Source organism: Marinobacter sp. MBR-105 (assembly GCF_053628895.1).
In genome coordinates this window covers 529755-549957 of the sequence record NZ_JBRJHG010000001.1, presented here as the reverse complement: position 1 = coordinate 549957, position 20203 = coordinate 529755, and the positions used below count along the sequence as shown (strand labels likewise).

The 20203-nt window shown below is 59.0% G+C and carries 24 protein-coding genes; 22 read left to right on the top strand and 2 right to left on the bottom strand.

All coding sequences use genetic code 11. From position 1 onward, the window contains the following. The first annotated feature begins 52 nt into the window (after positions 1-52). From flhF to ACSSVV_RS02570, 17 genes are all read left to right on the top strand, one after another. Positions 53-1366: a flagellar biosynthesis protein FlhF gene (flhF, locus tag ACSSVV_RS02650; protein ID WP_023010592.1), complete on the top strand. Its 1314-nt coding sequence runs from the start codon at positions 53-55 to the stop codon at positions 1364-1366. A gap of 73 nt (positions 1367-1439) precedes the next feature. Next, positions 1440-2252: a MinD/ParA family protein gene (locus tag ACSSVV_RS02645; RefSeq protein WP_011785450.1), complete on the top strand. Its 813-nt coding sequence runs from the start codon at positions 1440-1442 to the stop codon at positions 2250-2252. Positions 2253-2284: 32 nt separating this feature from the next. Next, positions 2285-3028 carry an RNA polymerase sigma factor FliA gene (locus tag ACSSVV_RS02640; protein WP_454105494.1) on the top strand — a complete coding sequence of 248 codons (744 nt, stop codon included), beginning with the start codon at positions 2285-2287 and terminating at the stop codon, positions 3026-3028. 160 nt (positions 3029-3188) lie between these two features. Further along, positions 3189-3572: a chemotaxis response regulator CheY gene (cheY, locus tag ACSSVV_RS02635; protein ID WP_011785448.1), complete on the top strand. Its 384-nt coding sequence runs from the start codon at positions 3189-3191 to the stop codon at positions 3570-3572. A gap of 21 nt (positions 3573-3593) precedes the next feature. Further along, positions 3594-4379, top strand: a complete 786-nt coding sequence (locus tag ACSSVV_RS02630) for a protein phosphatase CheZ (RefSeq protein ID WP_014421047.1) — start codon at positions 3594-3596, stop codon at positions 4377-4379. 18 nt (positions 4380-4397) lie between these two features. Then, positions 4398-6527, top strand: coding sequence for a chemotaxis protein CheA (locus tag ACSSVV_RS02625; protein WP_023010590.1), 2130 nt, complete (start codon positions 4398-4400; stop codon positions 6525-6527). 33 nt (positions 6528-6560) lie between these two features. Continuing rightward, positions 6561-7706, top strand: coding sequence for a protein-glutamate methylesterase/protein-glutamine glutaminase (locus ACSSVV_RS02620; protein WP_011785445.1), 1146 nt, complete (start codon positions 6561-6563; stop codon positions 7704-7706). Next, positions 7706-8446 carry a flagellar motor protein gene (locus ACSSVV_RS02615; RefSeq protein WP_011785444.1) on the top strand — a complete coding sequence of 247 codons (741 nt, stop codon included), beginning with the start codon at positions 7706-7708 and terminating at the stop codon, positions 8444-8446. Before ACSSVV_RS02620 ends, ACSSVV_RS02615 begins: the two co-directional genes overlap by 1 nt. Before the next feature lie 19 nt (positions 8447-8465). Continuing rightward, positions 8466-9248 (top strand): flagellar motor protein MotD, encoded by a 783-nt coding sequence (gene motD, locus ACSSVV_RS02610; RefSeq protein WP_011785443.1) that lies wholly within the window; start codon positions 8466-8468, stop codon positions 9246-9248. Positions 9249-9271: 23 nt separating this feature from the next. Then, positions 9272-9418 (top strand): hypothetical protein, encoded by a 147-nt coding sequence (locus ACSSVV_RS02605; protein ID WP_157680627.1) that lies wholly within the window; start codon positions 9272-9274, stop codon positions 9416-9418. A gap of 21 nt (positions 9419-9439) precedes the next feature. After that, on the top strand, positions 9440-10237 hold the full coding sequence (locus tag ACSSVV_RS02600) for a ParA family protein (RefSeq protein WP_011785442.1): 798 nt from the start codon (positions 9440-9442) through the stop codon (positions 10235-10237). After that, positions 10230-11006: a chemotaxis protein CheW gene (locus ACSSVV_RS02595; RefSeq protein WP_022991607.1), complete on the top strand. Its 777-nt coding sequence runs from the start codon at positions 10230-10232 to the stop codon at positions 11004-11006. The genes ACSSVV_RS02600 and ACSSVV_RS02595 overlap by 8 nt, the downstream gene beginning before the upstream one ends. A gap of 129 nt (positions 11007-11135) precedes the next feature. Next, positions 11136-11624 (top strand): chemotaxis protein CheW, encoded by a 489-nt coding sequence (locus ACSSVV_RS02590; RefSeq protein WP_011785440.1) that lies wholly within the window; start codon positions 11136-11138, stop codon positions 11622-11624. A gap of 62 nt (positions 11625-11686) precedes the next feature. Next, entirely contained in the window at positions 11687-12079 is a 393-nt protein-coding gene (locus ACSSVV_RS02585; protein ID WP_113878975.1) for a DUF2802 domain-containing protein, read from the top strand. Between the two features lie 26 nt (positions 12080-12105). Continuing rightward, complete coding sequence (locus tag ACSSVV_RS02580) at positions 12106-12306, top strand: hypothetical protein (protein ID WP_023010588.1); 201 nt, start codon at positions 12106-12108, stop codon at positions 12304-12306. Further along, complete coding sequence (locus ACSSVV_RS02575) at positions 12303-14384, top strand: ATPase, T2SS/T4P/T4SS family (RefSeq protein ID WP_454105493.1); 2082 nt, start codon at positions 12303-12305, stop codon at positions 14382-14384. Before ACSSVV_RS02580 ends, ACSSVV_RS02575 begins: the two co-directional genes overlap by 4 nt. Continuing rightward, the gene (locus tag ACSSVV_RS02570) at positions 14381-15484 is read left to right on the top strand and encodes an ATP-binding protein (RefSeq protein ID WP_113878976.1); all 1104 of its coding nucleotides are present in this window, start codon (positions 14381-14383) and stop codon (positions 15482-15484) included. The genes ACSSVV_RS02575 and ACSSVV_RS02570 overlap by 4 nt, the downstream gene beginning before the upstream one ends. Here ACSSVV_RS02570 and ACSSVV_RS02565 read toward each other — a convergent pair. Further along, on the bottom strand, positions 15464-15784 hold the full coding sequence (locus ACSSVV_RS02565; RefSeq protein ID WP_011785436.1) for an EscU/YscU/HrcU family type III secretion system export apparatus switch protein: 321 nt from the start codon (positions 15782-15784) through the stop codon (positions 15464-15466). The genes ACSSVV_RS02570 and ACSSVV_RS02565 overlap by 21 nt on opposite strands. Then, positions 15781-17145, bottom strand: coding sequence for a flagellar hook-length control protein FliK (fliK, locus tag ACSSVV_RS02560; protein ID WP_454105539.1), 1365 nt, complete (start codon positions 17143-17145; stop codon positions 15781-15783). The genes ACSSVV_RS02565 and fliK overlap by 4 nt, the downstream gene beginning before the upstream one ends. A gap of 160 nt (positions 17146-17305) precedes the next feature. On the opposite strand from fliK, the gene ccmA reads away from it, so the two are divergent. Genes ccmA through ccmE form a run of 5 tightly spaced genes read left to right on the top strand, consistent with a single transcriptional unit; the run spans position 17306 to position 20192 of the window. Beyond that, on the top strand, positions 17306-17944 hold the full coding sequence (ccmA, locus tag ACSSVV_RS02555; protein ID WP_022991602.1) for a cytochrome c biogenesis heme-transporting ATPase CcmA: 639 nt from the start codon (positions 17306-17308) through the stop codon (positions 17942-17944). After that, complete coding sequence (gene ccmB, locus ACSSVV_RS02550) at positions 17934-18659, top strand: heme exporter protein CcmB (RefSeq protein ID WP_011785433.1); 726 nt, start codon at positions 17934-17936, stop codon at positions 18657-18659. Before ccmA ends, ccmB begins: the two co-directional genes overlap by 11 nt. Before the next feature lie 58 nt (positions 18660-18717). Then, a complete protein-coding gene (locus ACSSVV_RS02545; protein ID WP_014421058.1) occupies positions 18718-19461 on the top strand; it encodes a heme ABC transporter permease in 744 nt (247 codons plus the stop codon). A 3-nt stretch (positions 19462-19464) separates the two neighbouring features. Further along, positions 19465-19698 carry a heme exporter protein CcmD gene (gene ccmD / locus ACSSVV_RS02540; protein ID WP_454105492.1) on the top strand — a complete coding sequence of 78 codons (234 nt, stop codon included), beginning with the start codon at positions 19465-19467 and terminating at the stop codon, positions 19696-19698. 14 nt (positions 19699-19712) lie between these two features. Next, positions 19713-20192, top strand: a complete 480-nt coding sequence (gene ccmE / locus ACSSVV_RS02535; RefSeq protein ID WP_014421059.1) for a cytochrome c maturation protein CcmE — start codon at positions 19713-19715, stop codon at positions 20190-20192. The last annotated feature ends 11 nt before the right edge of the window (positions 20193-20203 follow it).

Sequence of the window (20203 nt, the reverse complement as noted above, 5' to 3'; positions counted from 1 at the left end):
GACGGAGCATCGCGGGGAGCCAGAGTGCTTGCCGGTGGGAGGATGAAACAGCATGAAAGTAAAACGGTTTTTTGCGCAGTCCATGGCTGAGGCCCTGAAGCAGGTAAGCCACGAAATGGGGCCGGATGCCGTTATTCTGTCTAACCGCCGGGTTGATGGTGGTGTTGAGATCGTGACGGCACTCGACTACGACGAAAACATGGCGCGTCAGCGTCTTGGCGATAGGGCGGTTGAAGCCACCAACGGCTCCCGGCTGGCAGAGATGCAGGCCGAGCAGCATCGTCGGCTGGAAGAGGAGCTGAACCGGTCCCGCAGTCGCATTCGTGAGGTTCGGGAAAAGCGCGCAGGAAGTGGCGCCTCAGGTGGCGTGGCGTCGTCCTTGTCTTTCGAGACTGCCGATTTTCCGGCGTCACGTCCCAGTGATGAAGCGCTGGCAAAGCCGTTTGCGGGTAGCGAATCCGGCGCCGGTGGCTATGCCGATGAACTGGCCAGTATGCGTGCCGAAATCAGCTCTCTGCGTGATCTGGTCAGTGGTAAGGCTGCAACTGCCACGCCGACCGGCAACAGCGCAGTTCAGCAACGATTGGCCGAGCGCCTGCAGGAGTTCGGTTTGGGCGCGGAGCTGGCCGGCTCTCTGTCCCGTCGGCACCGGGCCGGGCGTCTGGAGGACGGCTGGAAGCAGTCACTGAAAATGCTGGCGACCGGCGTTCGTACCGGTCGCGAAGACTGGCTTGATGCCGGCGGTATCTATGCCCTGGTCGGGCCAACCGGGTCTGGCAAAACCACCACCATTGGCAAGCTGGCGGCCCGCTACGTCCTTGAGCATGGTCCGGATTCGTTGGCACTGGTGACCACCGACCGCTATCGTGTGGCCGCTCATGAACAGCTCTTCGTGTTCGGCCGCATCCTGAATGTGCCCGTGCGTGTGGTGGATGAGAGCCATTCCCTGGATGACATTCTTGATGAGTTATCGGATCGACACCTGGTGCTGATTGACACTGCCGGCCTGACCAGTGCCGACCGCGGTTACCAGGAACAACTGGCGGAGTTGGCTCGCAGCGATCACAATATCCGTACACATCTGGTGGTCTCCGCCACCAGTCAGCCACGTATCATGAAATCCGTGTGGCATTGCTATAAGATGGCAAGCCTTGCAGGCTGCATCATGACCAAGATTGATGAGGCCCTGACCCTGGGCGAAGCGCTCGGGTTCGTTATGGAGACCAGCTTACCGGTGGCCTGGTACACCGATGGCCAGAAGATACCGGAAGATCTCCAGAGGGCGGAGGCCATTCCGTTAGTGCGCCTGGGCGTAGAACGGCTTAAGGCCGTGCAGAGCGCACAGACAGTCGCCGAAGGTGCCTGAGCCTCGTTGGCGACCAGAATAAAACACCGGCACGCGTGCCCGTACAAGAACGTAGTAAGAGACTGATAACAGTATGAGCAGACCACATCCGGTTCAGGTGATTGCGGTTTCCGGCGGCAAGGGCGGTGTCGGCAAGAGCAATGTTTCGGTCAATCTCGGTATCGCCCTGGCCCAGAAGGGGCGCCGGGTTGTCTTGCTGGACGCGGATCTCGGGCTCGCCAACATCGATGTGTTGCTCGGCATTACCGCCAATCGAAATCTTCAAGACGTACTCAGCGGCGATTGTGATCTGAAAGACGTGCTGGTGAATGGCCCTGGCGGTATCAAGATTGTACCGGCTTCCTCCGGCACCCAGCGTATGACCCAACTCAGCGCCATGGAACATGCCGGCCTGATCAACGCTTTCAGTGAGCTGGGCGACCAGATTGACGTCCTGATTGTGGATACCGCCGCAGGTATTTCTGAATCGGTGGTCAGCTTCCTCAGGGCCTCGCAGGAACTTCTGCTGGTGGTCTGCGACGAACCTACTTCCATTACCGATGCCTACGCGCTGATCAAACTGATGAACCGGGATTATGGCACCAACCGCTTCCGTATCCTGGCAAACCAGGTCCGCAATGAGCAGGAAGGCCGCCATCTGTTTGAAAAACTGACCCGGGTCACCGAGCGTTTTCTGGATGTGGCACTACAATATGTAGGTATCGTGCCTTACGACGAGGCCGTCAAGAAAGCCGTCCAAAGACAGAAAGCGGTATTGGATGCCTATCCGAGGGCGAAAGCCTCGCTGGCTATCCGGGCTCTGGCCGAAAAAGTGGACAGTTGGCCTTTGCCGTCCTCTCCCAGGGGGCATCTCGAGTTCTTCGTGGAGCGGCTCGTCGAAGTCTGATCTGAATCCAGTCCTACAAGAAAACCGGATACATGACATTGGCGAAAAATCTGGGAATTTACCATCAGGCCGGCGCCAGGAGCCCTTCAGCCCTGATTGAAGAGCATGCGCCGCTGGTCAAGAAAATCGCCCTTCATCTCATGGCCCGACTGCCCGCATCGGTGCAGCTCGAAGACCTTATGCAGGCCGGTATGATTGGCCTGCTGGAGGCTGCGCAGCGCTACTCTTCAGGCAAGGGCGCCACCTTTGAAACCTATGCCGGCATTCGCATCCGTGGCGCCATGGTGGACGAAATCCGCAAAGGCGACTGGGTGCCCCGCTCAGTGCATCGTAATGCCCGGCGAATCGCCAGTGCCATCAAACAAGTGGAAGATCGTACCGGGCGCGAGGCCCAGGATGCTGAAGTGGCCGAAGAGCTCGGCATTGGTCTGGACGAATATCACGCCTCACTGGCCGACGCTAACAGCGGTCGACTTTTTAGCCTTGATGAGCTCAATGAATCCGGCGAGCTGCCGATAGAAGAACCAGAGGCCAGTGAGAATCCACTGGACGGTATTGCTTCCGGCGCTTTCCAGCGCAGTCTGGCGGACGCCATCGAGCAATTGCCTGAGCGCGAAAAGCTGGTGTTGAGCCTGTACTACCAGGAAGAGCTCAACCTCAAGGAAATCGGCGCGGTACTTGGGGTCAGTGAGAGTCGGGTAAGCCAGATTCACAGCCAGGCGGCGTTGCGACTTCGCAGCCGGCTGGCCGAGTGGCGGGATGGTGACAACGACTGATCGGCCAGGTGCTGTGTTTCTCTCTCAGCAAGCTGTGTAGCTTTTGGTAAACGATGCTTTACAACGTGCGCAAACACCACACAATAAGCGCTTAAGGTAGCAGCCTGCTAGACTTCCAAAAGGCTGAATGAATTCCGGGTGTTACTGACTGGAGGTCCCATTGGACAAGAACATGAAAATTCTCATTGTGGATGACTTCTCCACAATGCGACGCATCATCAAAAACCTGCTGCGAGATCTCGGCTTCACCAATACGGATGAAGCAGACGATGGCAACACCGCGTTGCCCATGCTCCGAAGCGGCAAGTATGACTTCCTGGTGACTGACTGGAACATGCCCGGCATGTCGGGCTTTGACCTTCTGAAGGCTGTCCGTGCTGATGAAAACCTGAAGAACCTGCCGGTTCTGATGGTAACGGCAGAGGCTAAGCGGGACCAGATCGTGGCTGCGGCTCAGGCCGGGGTGAACGGGTATGTGGTCAAGCCTTTCACGGCAGCCGTGCTGAAGGAAAAGATCGAGAAAATCTTCGAACGAATCCAGTAACCAGAGGTCGGATGGCTCGCCATGAGTGATACCAAACAGAACCATCAGGGCCTTGATCCGGAGGTGGCGGAGAAGCTTCAAAAGCAGGCCTCCGACCTGGCCGAGAATGTAAACGCCGGGAATTATGCCAAGGCGATGACCCTGATCAATGAACTGAGCGAGGTTCGCGATCAGAGTCTGTATCGGGAAGTGGGGCGACTGACCCGCAGCCTCCATGAGGCAATCCGGAACTTCCAGATAGACCCGCGTAATGCCGAGCAGAAAGAAGTGCTGTCGAAGATGAGCGACGCTTCTGACCGTCTGGCCTATGTGGTTCAGATGACCAGCCAGGCGGCGAACCGCACCATGGATCTGGTTGAGGAAAGCATGCCGGTGGCTCACGCCATGCGGGATGAAGCGGTTTCCCTGCGGGATGAGTGGCAGCGTCTGCGCCGTCGTGAAATGGAGCCTGCGGAGTTTCGGGAGCTTTACGGTCGCATCGACAAGTTCTTCGCTGGCCTGACGACAGACTCCGACAGTCTGTACCAGAACCTGTCGGAAATCCTTCTGGCTCAGGATTTTCAGGATCTTACCGGTCAGGTTATCCAGAAGGTCACCGCGTTGGTGAAAGAGGTGGAAGACAACCTTCTTGGTCTGGTGGTGATGGCCAGCCACGTTGATCAACTGACCGGCACAGTGCATCAGATTGAAGAAAAAGAAGAATCGGCCGAAAAAGGGGTAGGGCCCCAGATCAAGGCCGATGAGCGGGAAGATGTAGTTTCGGGACAGGACGATGTGGACGATCTGCTGTCCAGTCTCGGATTCTGATAATAAAGAGGGTGACGCATGGCGTTAGATGCTGATGAAGAGATCCTGCAGGACTTCCTGGTAGAAGCCGGCGAGATACTCGAAAAGTTGTCGGAGCAGCTGGTGGATCTGGAGCAGCATCCCGATGACAGCGATCTGCTGAACGCCATTTTCCGTGGCTTCCATACCGTGAAAGGGGGCGCAGGCTTCCTTCAGCTGGAGGCACTGGTTAATTGCTGCCACTCTGCGGAGAACGTGTTTGATATTCTCCGGAATCACAAGCGCAAGGTAACACCGGACCTGATGGACGTGGTGCTGGAGGCGCTGGACAACGTTAATGCCATGTTCGAAGAAGTCCGCAACCGGGAAGAACCGACGCCCGCGCCGGACGAACTGATTGAAGCTCTGGATGCACTCGCCAAACCCGAGTCCGAGGATGCACCGGCGGTGGAAGCACCAACCCCGGCACAGGAGCCGTCGTCTGCGGATGTCGGACAGCAAGGGGATCAGGGCGATATCACTGACGAAGAGTTCGAGCAGCTGCTGGACGCGTTGGCGGATGAAAAATCCGATGGCCAGAAACCGGTCGGCAACGAGCAGGTGAGCACCCCGGCAGAATCCGCCGGCGGCTCAGACAGTGATGAGATTACCGACGATGAATTTGAGGCCCTGCTGGATCAACTCCACGGCAAGGGCCAGTTTGCCGGCGCGCCTGCGGAAGATGAAGCGCCCAAGGCAGATATCGACACCAGCGGTGGCTCGGAGAAATCATCCGGTGACGCCGATCTGATTTCCGACGACGAATTCGAGAACCTGCTGGACGAACTGCATGGCAAGGGTGCAGGCCCAAGCGCGGGGGCTGCCGCAGGTGAGCCCAAGCCTGCGCCGGCTCCATCAAGCAAGGCCGAACCAGCCCCGGAACCAAAGAAAGCGGAAGCCAAAGCCGAGAGCAAGGCCGCTTCCAAGCCGGCCCCTGCGCCTGCACCTGCCCGTGAGGCCGCACCAGCGGGCGAAACCACGGTTCGGGTTGATACCAAGCGCCTGGACGACATCATGAACATGGTGGGCGAACTGGTGCTGGTGCGTAACCGCCTGCAGCGTCTGGGTTCCGAAAGCGAAGACGAACACATGCACAAGGCAGTGGCCAATCTCGATGTGGTGACCACGGATCTGCAGGCTGCCGTCATGCAAACACGGATGCAGCCGATCAAGAAAGTTTTCGGCCGTTTCCCCAGAGTGGTGCGCGACCTGGCCCGCAGTCTGAAGAAAGAAGTGAATCTGGTCATGCACGGTGAGGAAACCGACCTGGATAAAAACCTGGTTGAAGCTCTGGCCGATCCCCTGGTGCACCTGGTGAGAAATTCCGTGGATCATGGTGTCGAGGCACCGGACGTACGGGAAAAGGCCGGCAAACCTCGCGCTGGAACCGTGACTCTGTCGGCGGAGCAGGAAGGCGACCATATTCTGCTGTCCATTGTCGACGACGGCGCCGGTATGAATCCTGATGTCTTGCGCCGCAAGGCGGTCGAGAAGGGCCTGTACGATCAGGATGCGGCAGACCGCCTTACCGATAACGAATGCTTCAATCTGATTTTTGCGGCCGGTTTCTCCACCAAGGACCAGATTTCCGATGTCTCTGGTCGGGGTGTCGGCATGGACGTGGTGAAAACCAAGATCGGCCAGCTCAATGGGCAGATCAATATCATGTCCGAACAGGGCAAGGGCACCAGCATTATCATCAAGGTGCCGCTGACTCTGGCCATTATGCCAACGTTGATGATCATGCTTGGTGACCAGTCTTTCGCGCTGCCGCTGGTGAATGTGGTGGAGATTTTCCACCTGGATCTGACCAAGACCAACATTGTCGACGGCAAAGAGTGTATTGTCGTGCGGGACAAAGTGTTCCCACTGTTCCACATCAAGCGCTGGCTGGTGCACGGTGCGGCAGGTCAGGCCGAGCCGGAGATTGCGCACGTGGTGATTGTGGCCATGGGGACCAAACAGGTCGGCTTTGTCGTTGATCAGCTGATTGGCCAGGAAGAGGTGGTGATCAAACCTCTGGGCCGGGCCCTGCAGGGGACGCCAGGAATGGCCGGCGCCACCATCACCGGTGATGGCCGTATCGCCCTGATTATTGATGTGCCGAGCCTCCTGCAGCACTACGGCTGAGCAGGAATTTCCGGGATTGTGTAGGAGAAATGGATGACAGTTTCTGTCCTGGTCGTGGATGATTCGGGCTTTTTTCGCAAACGGCTGACGGAAATCCTGACGGCCTCGGGCCAGATTAAAGTGGTAGGCGCCGCCACCAACGGGCGGGAAGGTGTCGAGCTGGCAGAAAAACTGCGCCCCGATGTGATCACCATGGATTACGAGATGCCGGTGATGGACGGCATCTCTGCCGTGCGCGAGATCATGCGCAAACATCCCACCCCGGTTTTGATGTTCTCGTCCCTGACCTATGAAGGTGCCCGCGTTACCCTGGATGCCCTGGAAGCCGGGGCAGTGGATTTCCTGCCCAAGAACTTCGAGGAAATTGCCAGGGACACCAGTCAACTTCAGAAAATCCTTATCCAGCGTATTCTGGATGTGGCCGGTAGCCGCCCGGGTGCCCGATCGGCGCCTGTGGCCCCGAGGCCGGCGGCACCGGCTGCGGAACCTCGCCGTGAACCTGTCGAGCGCGCCGGTTCGCGCCTGCACCGCCCGGTAACGACGGAACCCCGTAAAGACCCTGCGACCTCCGAGCCGGTTCGTAAACCCGCCAGAAAAACGGCCGCCAGGCACTACAGTGTGGTAGCCATCGGCACTTCCACCGGTGGCCCCGTTGCGCTGCAAAAGGTGCTAACGGCGTTACCGGCTTCGTTTCCCGCGCCCATCGTGTTGGTTCAGCACATGCCCGCCAGCTTCACTCCGGCCTTTGCCGAGCGGCTCAACAAGTTGTGTCGCATTGAGGTGCGCCAGGCCGAGGACGGCGACGTGCTTCGTCCGGGACTGGCCCTGCTGGCGCCCGGTGGCAAGCAGATGATGATTGAAAGTCGCGGCGGGCAGGCAAAAGTGCGGATTCTTCCGGGCGATGACCGCTTGAATTACAAACCCTGTGTGGATGTTACCTTCGGCTCTCTGGCCAGGAGCTTCCCAGGCAAAACCCTGGGCCTGATCCTCACTGGTATGGGTTCCGACGGCAAGGAAGGCTGCAGGATGATGAAGCAGTCCGGTTCCGTGATCTGGTCCCAGGATGAGAAATCCTCCGTCATCTATGGCATGCCGATGGCTGTGGCCAAAGCCGGACTGAGCGACGAGATTCTGGCGCTGGAGGATATTGGCGCGCGGCTGGTTGAAGGTGTGAGCTGATGGATATTCTGAGCCTGCTCGGAATCATCCTGGCGTTCGTGGCCATCCTGGGTGGCAATCTGCTGGAAGGAGGCGCTGTCAGTTCGCTGTTCAACGGCCCGGCCGGGTTGATCGTGGTGGGCGGAACTCTGGCGGCGACCATCCTGCAAACCTCCTGGCCGATGCTCAAGCGTGCCTTCGGTCAGGTTCGCTGGGTGTTTATTCCGCCCTACATCTCGCTGGAAGATGGCATTGGCAAGGTCATCGACTGGAGCGTCAAAGCCCGCAAACAGGGCCTGCTGGGCCTAGAAGGGCTTGCGGAGAGAGAGCCCGAGCCGTTTGCCCGGAAAGGGCTGCAGTTGCTGGTTGATGGTGCCGAGCCCGAGTCCATTCGCAGTATCATGGAAGTGGACCTGGAAACCCGGGAGCAGCGCGATCTGGAGTCGGCCAGGGTCTATGAGGCCATGGGTGGGTATTCCCCCACGATTGGTATTATTGGCGCGGTGATGGGCCTGATTCAGGTCATGACCAATCTGGAAGATCCCCAATCACTGGGTGGCGGCATCGCCACGGCCTTTGTGGCGACCATCTACGGCGTTGCCCTGGCCAACCTGTTGTTCTTCCCGGTGGCCAATAAATTGCGGGGCATCATCAAGGAACGCACCCGTTATGAGGACATGATGATCGATGGCATTATCGCCATTGCCGAGGGCGAAAACCCGAAATCCATCGAATTGAGACTGCGGGGCTTCCTGCAGTAATTCCGGGCCAGGGCTTCCTATGCGCCGTCGCAGACCACCCCAGGATGATCTCCATAACAAGGAACGCTGGCTGATTTCCTATGCGGATTTCATCACGCTTCTGTTTGCCTTTTTCGTGGTGATGTACTCGGTATCGTCCGTGAATGAGGGCAAGTACAAGGTGCTGTCGGAAACCTTCACCGGTGTCTTTAACGCCCCCCAGCGCTCATTGCAACCGGTCACCGTGGGCGGCCAGCCGGTCCGGGCGCCGCAACAACAGCATGAAGATGTTATTCCGCCGCCGGTTACCGAGGCGCCCCGTAATCCGGAACTGGATGCAGAGGGTCGCACCGAGGCTTTGCGAACCATGGCCAACCAGCTTGCCATGGAATTCGACGAACTGATCAATCAGGGGGTAGTGAGTCTGGAAACCAGCAGCGAGTGGATTGAACTCAATCTGCCGAACAGCATGCTCTTTGGCAGTGGTGATGCTGAGCCCCATTACGACTCTTTTGAAGTCATTGAAAAGATCGCCAGTGTACTGCGCAACCGCGACAATGCGGTCAAGGTGGAAGGCTTTACCGATAACCAACCCATTCGTACCAGCCGCTTTCCGTCCAACTGGGAACTTTCGACCGCCCGTGCAGCGGCTGTCGCCCGGATGTTGATGATGGAGGGCATCGAGCCAGAGCGCCTGGCAGCGGTGGGTTATGGTCAATACCAGCCTGTGGCCCGCAACGATACCGAGGAGGGCCGGCGGCGTAACCGCCGGGTGGTTCTGCTGATCTCCCGGGATGCAAGCATCCGGGGGGCGGTGCGCTGATCACCTGCCGGTGGCAGATGCGTATGGCTGAGCTGGCACACTTCCTGTATTACCTGTTGTTCATCGTCCGAATCGGCAAGGGGTTGCCGCAAAACCATCGATTCGGCTTTCAAGTTACCCGTATCCTTGCCGATAAGTTGAACAGAGGCCGGCGCATGACGCCAGGCTGAGCCGTTACCGGAGAACAAAACGTGCGTATCTGGGCTGTAGCGAATCAAAAAGGTGGAGTGGGGAAGACAACCTCTGTGGTCGCCCTGGGCGGACTGCTGGCCCAGCGCGGCAAGCGTGTGCTGGTGGTTGATCTGGATCCGCACGGATCGCTGACCAGCTGGTTTGGTTATGACCCGGATACCATCGCCCACAGCGTATTTGACCTGTTTCAGCATCAGGGCAAGGTTCCTGAAGGCCTGCCGGCGCAACTGATCACCGATACCGGTTGCCCCGGGCTGTCGCTGCTGCCTGCCAGTACTGCACTGGCCACCCTGGAGCGTCGGATGATTGGCGTTGAGGGTATGGGGCTGATTGTCTCCCGTGCCCTGGCCCAGTTGTGGGATGATTTTGACTACGTGATTCTCGACAACACGCCGTCACTGGGTGTGCTCATGGTGAATGCACTGGCCGCTGCCCAGTACCTGGTGATTCCGGTACAGACCGAGTTTCTGGCCATCAAGGGCCTGGAACGAATGCTGCACACCCTGCAAATGATCATGCGCTCCCAGAAGAACGAATTACCGTACATGATCGTTCCCACACTCTATGATCGCCGGACCCAGGCTTCGGTCAAGAGCCTTAATCTGTTGCGCAAGACCTATCAGGATACCCTCTGGCGTTTCGCCGTACCGGTTGATACCAAATTCCGGGATGCCAGCCAGGCCGGGGTTATTCCCTCGCAACTGGATGCGGAAACGCACGGTGTCCGGGCCTACGATCATTTGTTGGACGACCTCCTGAAGCGAACCGGTTCGGTGAAGGAGCGTCAGCATGGCTGACAGAAAAATGACGCAACTGGCAGCGCCGGAAGCGGCCATTGCCAGTTATCTGGATGAATTGCTGCACACCGCCACCAGCACTGCGTTGCAGGAAGAACAGGTACAGCCTGAGCCGGAGCCGTTAGTGGCGCAACCGGAACCGGAGCCGCCGAAACCGGTAAAAACCGAAGCAAAGCCTGTCACCAGAGCCCGTCCTCGCCCAATCGTTCAGGCACCTGTGGTGGAACAGAAAGCGCCGGAGCCGGTTCAGACGGAGGCGCCGGTCACGGCCCCGGGCAACGATGGCGAGGTGCCACCGGCGCGCCCGGACTGGTCGGAAGAGCCGTTCGAGTGCCTGATTTTTACGGTGGCCGGGCTGCAGTTGGCGGTGCCGCTGGTTCTGTTGGGCGCCATCCATCGTATTGAAGAAGAGATCCGGCCAATTCCTGGCAGTCCCCGGTGGTACATGGGGATACGGCCGGATCGGGACCACAACCTGCGGGTTGTGGACACCGCCGAGTGGATTATGGCTGGCCGGGTACCGGCTGGTGCCCGGGACAATTATCGGTTTGTGATCCGGCTGGATGACAGTGAGTGGGGGCTGGCCTGTGACGATGTGGCCCAGTCTTTCACGCTGCGGCCGGATGAAGTGCGCTGGCGCACAGCGCGCAGCAAGCGCCCCTGGCTGGCGGGCACCGTGGTTGACCACATGTGTGCGTTGATCGATGTGCGCACCATGGCGCATCTGTTGGTGCGGGCAGAGCGTGAACACCATCTGGATCTGAGTTAAACAGGTCCGTTACTCAATGAAACCGTGTGAGGCTGGCACGGTTTGTGCCCTTAACTATAGTATTGGGCACTGATGATGAATTTTTGACGATCAGGTTGCCCGCCGGGCAGCCGAGAAGGAGAGAGTGCTATGGCATCCCCGAGCGGACAGCAAAATCAGGCCCAGGACGATCAGGTACTGCAGTACGTGACTTTCCGCCTGGATGACGAAACCTATGGCATCAACGTGATGCAGATCCAGGAAGTGCTGCGTTACACGGAAATCGCGCCGGTTCCCGGAGCCCCGGATTATGTGCTGGGGATCATCAACCTGCGGGGTAACGTGGTTACGGTCATCGATACCCGTCGCCGGTTCGGGTTGGCGGACGCGGAAGTGACCGATGCCACCCGGATTGTGGTCATGGAGTCGTCCAGCCAGGTGATGGGCATTCTGGTGGATTCTGTGGCAGAGGTGGTCTATCTCAAGGCCAGTGAAATTGAAACTGCACCGAACGTGGGGAACGAGGAAAGTGCCAAGTTCATCCAGGGCGTGTGCAACAAGAACGGCGAGCTGATTATTCTCGTCGAATTCGACAAGATGCTGTCAGACCACGAGTGGGCTGAAATCGCGTCGCTGTAACCGGCTTTTCACAGCGCAGTGATGGACGTCTCCCGTGGTCACAAACAACGGAGACGTCCATTATGAGTTTCATCATTCCCTCCTGGCTCCCCTGGGGCCTGACCGCTGCAGCCATCACTCTGGTTCTGGTTCAGGGTGTTATCCATGGCCGGCGTATCCGGGCCTTACAGGCTTCTGTCAAGCAGCGTTGCGATACCCTTGGCCGTGAACTGCATGCCACTACCAGTGGCAGCCTCGGCGTGGGGCAGCGCCTGGTAGCCTGTGAGCGGCAGATTCATGAGCTCAAGAACACTCTGGAAGAAATGCGGCAGAATGATCCGTTGCGAATTTCCTACGACGAAGCCGCGCGACTGGTTGATCTTGGAGCGGATATCGACGATCTTATGAATACTTGCGGAATTTCCCGTCCGGAGGCCGAACTGGTATCTGCCCTGAAGCGGCGACAGGCGGCCTGATCCGGCGTTTTATCGGATGCTGCTGAATGAAGAAGCTCTATCAGAGGGCCGTTGAGGCCCTCGCTGTTGTTTCCCGCCCTGATTTTGTTTCCGGTGCCGATCTCGTCCCCTCCATCACCGGCCACTCAATACCCAGAGAAGAAACGGTTCGACACCTGCTGAGCCTGATGCCAGAGATCGAGCCTGACCAGGTTGTCATGCACGTTGGGGCGGCTCAGGTTATGTGACCGCCGTGCTGGCGGATCTGGCTCACCGGGTGGTTTATGTTGACCGCAACCCGGCACTGGTGGAAAAAGCCCGCGAGCGCTTTTTCAAGCACGGCGTCCATAATGTGGATGTTGTTCAGGCCTCGGCAGATACCGGGCTGGAACTGGACGCGCCCTGTGACCTGATTCTGTGTACGACCTTCATTCAGGACCCCAAGGCGCTTCTGCCGAACCTGCGCGAGGGCGGGAACCTGGTTTGCCTGGAGGGTCGGGCGGGGCCGGTGCCCAGTGTCGCCATGTTCCAGCGCAGGGGCGACAAGCTGGAGCGGGTCAGAACCCTGGGCTGGGTGGATTTCAACCGTAACTCTGAACAGATTCTGATTGATCTTGGCGTGGTCTCCGAAGCGGCACTGGCGGATGCCCGCACCGAGGCGGCGACCAAAAACGAACGGGTACTGGATGTCCTGCGTCGCCGGTTGAATCTGGAAGAGATTGATCTCTACCGGTCTCTTGCCCAGCAGCGGGGCATGACGTTTACCGATGGTGATGACGTACTCAGTCATCTGAATACGGACCTGTTCCGGCGTTTTTCCCGAACCTTTCTGGATCTCTCCCGCGTGATCCCGGTGTCGGAAGAGGACAGCACGTTGACCGTGGTCACCGACGACCCGGATGCACGTACCGATCAGATGGAACGGCTGACACCCAAGCATCGAATTGTCTGTCTGCTGGTGACACCGACGGACTTCCGGCGGATCTGGTCGGCGCTGGATCTGACTGTCAAGGGCAGCCGCTTTGTGGCGGAGCATGGCGTGTCGGTGGGCAGCACCGAAAAACCGGATACATCGGGCAATGATCTGCTCGGCAAGGACAGCAACAAACACATCAGCCCGTATCTGGTGTCTGTGTATGAGGCTATTCTGCTGGATGCCGTCAGCGAGAAGGCCAGCGATATTCATATCGAACAGTATGAGAACCGGGTGCGCATTCGCTTGCGGGTGGATGGCGATCTGCACGATTTACCGCAATACCAGTTGTCTGCCCGGGAAATTCGCGGCGTTATCAACGTCATCAAGCTTCGGGCGGAGTTGAATATCGCTGAGCACCGGTTGCCCCAGGGTGGGCGTTCCAGGCTGCAGCTCGGAGACACCTCCTACGATTTGCGGATCCAGACCCAGCCCTCACTGCACGGTGAGAATGCGATTATCCGCCTGTTGCCGCAAACCGGTCGAGCAATGACCATCGCTGAGTTGGGGATGTCATCGGCCATTGGTTCCCGTTATCAGCGCCTGCTGGATAACCCGGCTGGACTGGTGCTGGTGGTCGGGCCGACCGGATCTGGTAAATCCACCACACTCTATGCGGGCCTGCAGACCCTGGCTGATGATGGCCGCCGTAAGGTGATTACCGTGGAGGATCCCATTGAGTACTCCATCGACAACATCCAGCAAACCCGCGTACGTTCTGAAATCGGATTCAGTTTTGCCGATGCCATGCGGGCGTTTGTTCGGGAAGACCCGGATGTCATCCTTGTCGGTGAAATCCGGGATCAGGAGACCGCACTGGAAGCCATTCGCGCCTCTCAGACCGGTCACGTGGTGCTCTCCACGCTGCACTGTAATGACGCCGTGGATTCCCTGCAGAGACTTTACGACCTGGGCGTTCATCCCAACTCCATCGCCGGCGAATTGCTGGCAGTGATTGCGCAACGGTTGGCGAAGCGAATTTGCAAGCATTGCCGCAAGCCGGCCAGGCCCGATCCTGCCATTATGGCGGAGGTTTTCCCGGACGGTGCGCCAGCGGATTTCCGGTGTTTTGAAGGGGAGGGTTGCGACAAGTGTAACGGCCGGGGTACCCAGGGCCGGGTTGCGATTGTGGAGTACATGGAGGTGGACTCGGACATCCGTAATGCCATCTCCAGTCAGCCTCCCATTGGTGAGCTGCGTTGGCGAGCGCTGGATGCCGGCCTCGTGACCATGCGGGATAGTGCCCTGGATCATGTCATCGAGGGCATCATTCCGCTGTCTGAGTTGCCCCGCATTCTGCCCAGGGAGCGCATGGCTCCGGAAGTTCGTGGTGGCCGCAGGAGTATCGGATGAAAAATACCAGATCCAAGAACAAGGCAGCCCAGCGCGAGCCGGCAGAAGTAACCTATCGCGAGGAACTGGACAAACTGATGTCCATGGATCCGGGCCCGATGCCTCCTGGCTGGCTGATGTCGCCCCGGGGCGTCGAGAAGTTTCTGCTGGGCGATGAAAAACTGGGTATAGAGCGTAAGTTTGTCGCCGACCGGGCCATGGTGGTCCGGATCATCATTTCCCTGTGTACGTCCCGGGGGTGCTTGCTGGTGGGGGAGCCGGGTACGGCCAAATCCTGGCTGTCGGAGCTGCTCGCTGCGGCGATTTCGGGTAATTCCACGCTGACCTTGCAGGGCGGCGCCATCAGCCAGGTCAGCCAGTTGCTCTACAGCTGGAACGAAGCTCTGCTTCGCACCGAGGGCCCCAGCCGAAAGGCGCTGGTGCCAACCCCGCTGTTGCGGGGCATGATGGAGGGGCAGTTGGTCCGGTTTGAAGAAATCGCCCGCTGCCCGCAGGCGCTGCAGGATGCCATGCTGTCTGTATTGTCCGACAGGGTCGTGGTGATCCCGGAATTGCCGGGGGAAGACGGCGTTATTCTGGCACGGGAAGGCTTTAACCTGGTGGCCACCTCAAACAGTGTTGATGAGGGTGTTCACAGCATGAGTGCGGCCCTGAAACGACGGATGGACTTTGAGGAAATCCGGCCGATACGGCACCTGAACGATGAGATCGATGTGGTTCTTCGGGAAGTGGCCAGAGCCAACCGGCGTGCCGGAATCGATGTGGCGCTGGAGCAGTCGGTGGTGGAAGTGCTGGTGACCATCTTCCACGAATTGCGTAACGGGCAGACTCTGGACGGGCGGAGCACCGACCGGCTGGCAGGGGCGGCCCTGTCCACCGCCGAGGCCGTATCCGTGGCCCACGCCGCCAGCCTGAATGCGTGGTATTACGGTGGCGGCGCCATGACCGTTGAACACATGATGCACCACGTTATAGGCTCGGCCCTGAAGGATCAGCCGGAGGACCGCCGACGCCTGAAGCATTACTTCGATACCACTGTGGCGCCGCGCAAAGGTGAGCATTGGCAGCAGGCCTGGGCGCTACGTTCCCTGATCCACTGACGGGTTGTCCTCCTCTGGCCGGGCATCTCCGGGTGTCCGGCCCCGGATGTGGAAAGCAAACGCCAGAATCTCCGCGATTACCCGGTACAACTCTTCCGGAATCTCTTCATTCAACGACAGACGCGCCAGAATGCCGGCAAGCTCGGCATTCTCGTACAACGGGACATTGTTGTCGCGGGCGATCCGGATAATCTCCTCGGCCAGTTCCCACGTGCCGGTTGCCGAGATAACCGGTGCCCGTTCACCGTCGTACTTGAGGGCGACAGCGGCCGGGATATTGTTCTGTGCGTTTTCGGTCATGCCTTGGTATCCACCAGTCGATGTTCCAGCCGGGTTTGCATCTGCTGAGGGCTGCCCCTGCGACAGTCCAGGTCGGTGACTTCCAGCCCGAGGTCGTTCAGGCTCTGGCGCAGCAGCGGCAGCTCGCGGTGCACGGTTCTCAGGGTGGCCTGGTTTTCCGCCCAGACCAGAGCGCTCACAGACGGAGGCCGGAAGGTGACATCGAAATGCAGCGGCCCCGCCTCATCCAGATTCATCGACAGGGACAGTCGCCACTCGCTGGCGCTGGTCCGTTCCGGCCGGTTGCTGCCGTCCTTCTCCTGAGAGTACTGTTCCAGTCGTAATTGCGCCGTTCGGGGTTCCTGTTGCGGCGTTAACCATGGCAGTTCAATCAGCATAGTGTTCACGGGCACGCCCGGTTCGGCGCCGGCCCGGGCATTCAGCGTCTGGCTGTGCAGCTGGTTTACGGTAATCCGGTTCAGCATGCCGGCAAGCAGGCGCAGGGTCTGCCCGACCGTGGCCGGCTCCCCCGTGTTCTGAGAGGCGGTCGGCGCTGGTGCTCTGGGAAACTGCAATGGCGCCTGCAGCAGATCCTGGCTGGCCAGAGGTGTCAGTCGGTTGAATTGCTCCGGCCCCTGGTTCTGGCTGGCGAGCAGAGCCGACACCACCTTCGCCAATACCAGTTTAAGATCTGGTTGGCTGGCGACGGAAGGGCCGGCCTGTAGCAATCGAGCCTCGGAAAACAGGCCGCTTTCAGACAACCACTGCCGTACCTGAGTGGCCATGGATTCGGTCTTGCCGGCGCCAGGCGCCAGGGCGCCAGCCTTGGGTAACTGGTTGATCAGCTGTTGCAGGGCCTGCTGTGCGGGCGCTGGCAGAGGCTGTGCGCTGGTGGTAGATGGCAATTGCCCGGGTGGGGGTGGCAGTTTCAGGCCCTGGCTCAGGGCACTGAACAGTTGTGTCAGGCCAGCCTGAAGGCTCTGTTGCCAGGGTAGTCGCTGGGCCAGGGCCCGGGCAACGGCACTCTCCTGGCCCGGCGCCAGCTTGCCTATCAGCTGCAATTCGTTACCGGCCCGCATGACCTTGATCAGATCGCCCACGGACAGATCCGGTGACTGGTTGCCGGCAGCGACTTTCAGGGATTGTCCGCGCAGTTCCAGCAACAGCTCATGGCCCCCGCCTTTCTGCCTCAGGATCTCCGCCACTTTGGCCAACGCTGTCTCCCGATCAGCCAGCTGTAACTGGGCCAGTTGTTGTCTGGCCGAAAGCGCAGCCCCGGGCGCCGTGCTGGTGCCGGGAGTAACCGCGGCCGGACTCCGGGGGGGCTGGTCCGGCGCGGGCTGTTTCGGGGGTAAGGGTGGTGGTCCGCCGTTCAGTTTCATTGGTGTCGATTTGATGTCGGGCAAGAGTAATATGCTGGTGCTTTCGTTATAATACGTCGCGCTGGCAGTGAATGCCCTGATTTCATGTTGGCACCCGTGTGTCCTTCATTACATGCACCTGATGCCTGCTGCGCATCCATCGCTCTGAAACGGAGCCCTGATGTCCGAGCCGTTACTACAGGCGATAGATCTTGAGTGTGAACGGGACGAGCGCCTGTTGTTCCAGAATTTGTCCTTTTCCATACTGCCCGGTACGGTTACCCGTGTCGAGGGCCCCAACGGAACCGGTAAGACAACATTGTTGCGAATCCTTGCTGGCCTGAACGACGCCTGGTCGGGTCAATTGCTGTGGTGCGGCGAGCCCAGGGCCCGGCAACGTGAGTCTTTTCTTCGTAACACCCTTTACATTGGCCATCGGCCCGGCATCAAACCATTGCTTACCCCGGTCGAGAACCTGAAAGCGCTGATGGCCGGTCGTCGGGAGGTGAGCGACGAGGTGCTGGTTCAGGCACTGGCAGGTACCGGGCTGGCAGGATTTGAAAACGTACCATGCCGGAATCTGTCTGCCGGGCAGCAACGCCGTGTGGCATTGGCCAGGTTGCTGATTGCCGACGAGCCACTCTGGCTGCTGGACGAAGTCTTTACTGCGATTGATGCAGACGGTGTCCGAGCGATTGAGTCGCTGCTACAGCAACGTGCCGCGGAAGGGGGGGCGGTGCTGGTGACGACCCACCATGAACTCCAGTTGCCAGGTATGAAACGCATCACCCTGGGTGCCGGAGGTGTGCATGAATGCTGATCGGCGGCCGGCACTGAAGCCGGTGTCTGAATCGGTTGGCCCGATAGCCGCCATGGCGGCAGTTTTTGCCCGGGATGTCCGGGTGGCTTTCCGGCAGCGGCAGGATCTGCTGAACCCGTTACTGTTTTTCATCATGGTAGTAACCCTTTTTCCCCTGGGAGTCAGCCCGGAAGTGGCATTTCTGAAACAGTCCGGAGCCGGTATCCTATGGGTAGCGGCTTTGCTGTCGGTGTTGCTGTCGCTGGACCATCTGTTTCGTCACGATTTTGACGATGGGACCCTGGAGCAGCTGGTACTGCAGCCTCAGCCTCTGTTCCTGCTGGTGCTGGCCAAAACAGCCGCACACTGGGTGTTGACGGGCCTGCCACTGGTGCTGTTAGCCCCGGTTTTAGGCGTTATGGTGCACCTGGACGGGAACTCTATTGCAATTCTGTGTCTAACGCTCCTGATTGGCACCCCGGTACTGAGCATGATCGGAGCTATTGGCGCCGCTCTGACCCTGGGATTGCGCTCGGCAGGCGTGCTCTTGTCACTGCTGATCATTCCGCTGTACATTCCCGTGCTGATTTTTGGTACCGGCACGGTAGCGGCGGCAGCTGAAGGCGCGCCGGTTGGCGGATACCTGGCTCTGATGGGCGCGTTTCTGGTTCTGGCGGTAACCCTGTCGCCTTTCGCCTCGGCAGCGGCCCTGAGAATCAGTCTTTCGAACAGCTGATCGGTTCTTTGGGGCCGGTAACCAACCAAACGATAACAGTGAAGATGGTGACCAACTGATGTGGCAATTCTTTCACAAACTGGGTTCTCCCAAATGGTTCTTCGGGATTGCAACCCGGTTTATGCCGTGGTTGCTGGCGATCGGTATCATTCTGCTCCTTGCCGGCCTGGTCTGGGGCCTGGCGTTTGCTCCCAAGGACTATCTGCAGGGCAACAGCTATCGCATCATTTTTATCCACGTTCCCACTGCCTTTCTCGCCCAATCCATTTACATCATGATGGCGTCCGCCGCCGTCGTTACGTTGGTCTGGCGCATGAAACTGGCGGATGTCTTCGTGAAAGCCGTGGCGCCGGTTGGCCTGGTGTTTACCTTCCTATCGTTATTCACCGGCGCTGTCTGGGGTAAGCCTACCTGGGGGACCTGGTGGGTGTGGGATGCCCGGCTGACTTCCATGCTTATTCTGCTGTTCCTCTATGGCGGTGCTATCGCCCTCGATCGGGCCATCAATGATGAAAAATCTGCTGCCAGGGCGGTAGCGGTGCTGGTGCTGGTGGGGGTGGTAAATATCCCGATTATCAAATACTCCGTGGAGTGGTGGAATACACTGCACCAGCCGGCCACGTTCAAACTCACCGAAAAGCCCTCTATGCCCGTTGAGATGTGGGTTCCGCTGCTGCTTTCGGTGCTCGGGTTATACCTGTTGTTTGGCTGGCTGGCGTGTCTGCGCATGAAAACCGAAATTGTCGTGCGGGAGCAAAAAACCCGCTGGGTGAGAGAGCTGGTGATGGCGGGGAGAGGCTGACCGATGGCGTTTGATTCTTTTTCAGCATTTATCGCAATGGAAGGCCATGGTCCCTATGTCTGGGCCTGTTATGCCGTTTTCGCCGTTCTTCTGGTGGGCCTGATGATCTGGTCGTCCCAGCATCATCAGGCGGTTATGGCCAGCTGCAAACGCCGATACCAGCAGCAGGAAAGCAGCACCAGTGCCCGGCCGAAACAGGCCGCTACGTTCGCCCGTGTCGAAGTTTCCCAGGAATAAACAGCAGGTAATCCATGCATCCGATCCGAAAAAAACGACTGACCATTGTGCTCTTTCTGGTGGCCGGTATTGCCATTGCGGTAGGCCTGACCACCTATGCACTCCGACAGAATATCAACCTGTTTTACGATCCTACGGAAATTGCAGCGGGTAACGCGCCGGTTGATGTCCGGATCCGGGCCGGTGGCATGGTTGAAGAGGGCAGTGTGGCAAGGGATACCGACAGCCTGAAGGTGAACTTCCGGGTGACCGACTATGCCGCGTCGGTGCCGGTACAGTACGAGGGCATACTGCCTGATCTGTTCGCCGAAGGGCAGGGCGTGGTCGCCATGGGGCGGCTGAATGAACAGGGCGTGTTCGTGGCCGATCAGGTTCTGGCCAAGCACGATGAGAACTATATGCCACCGGAAGTGGCCGAGGCGCTGGAGCGCTCTTCCAAGGGGCAGCACAAGTCTGCTGATGTGGAAAAAGCCGCGGAAACCACGGCGTACTGAGCGCTCAATTC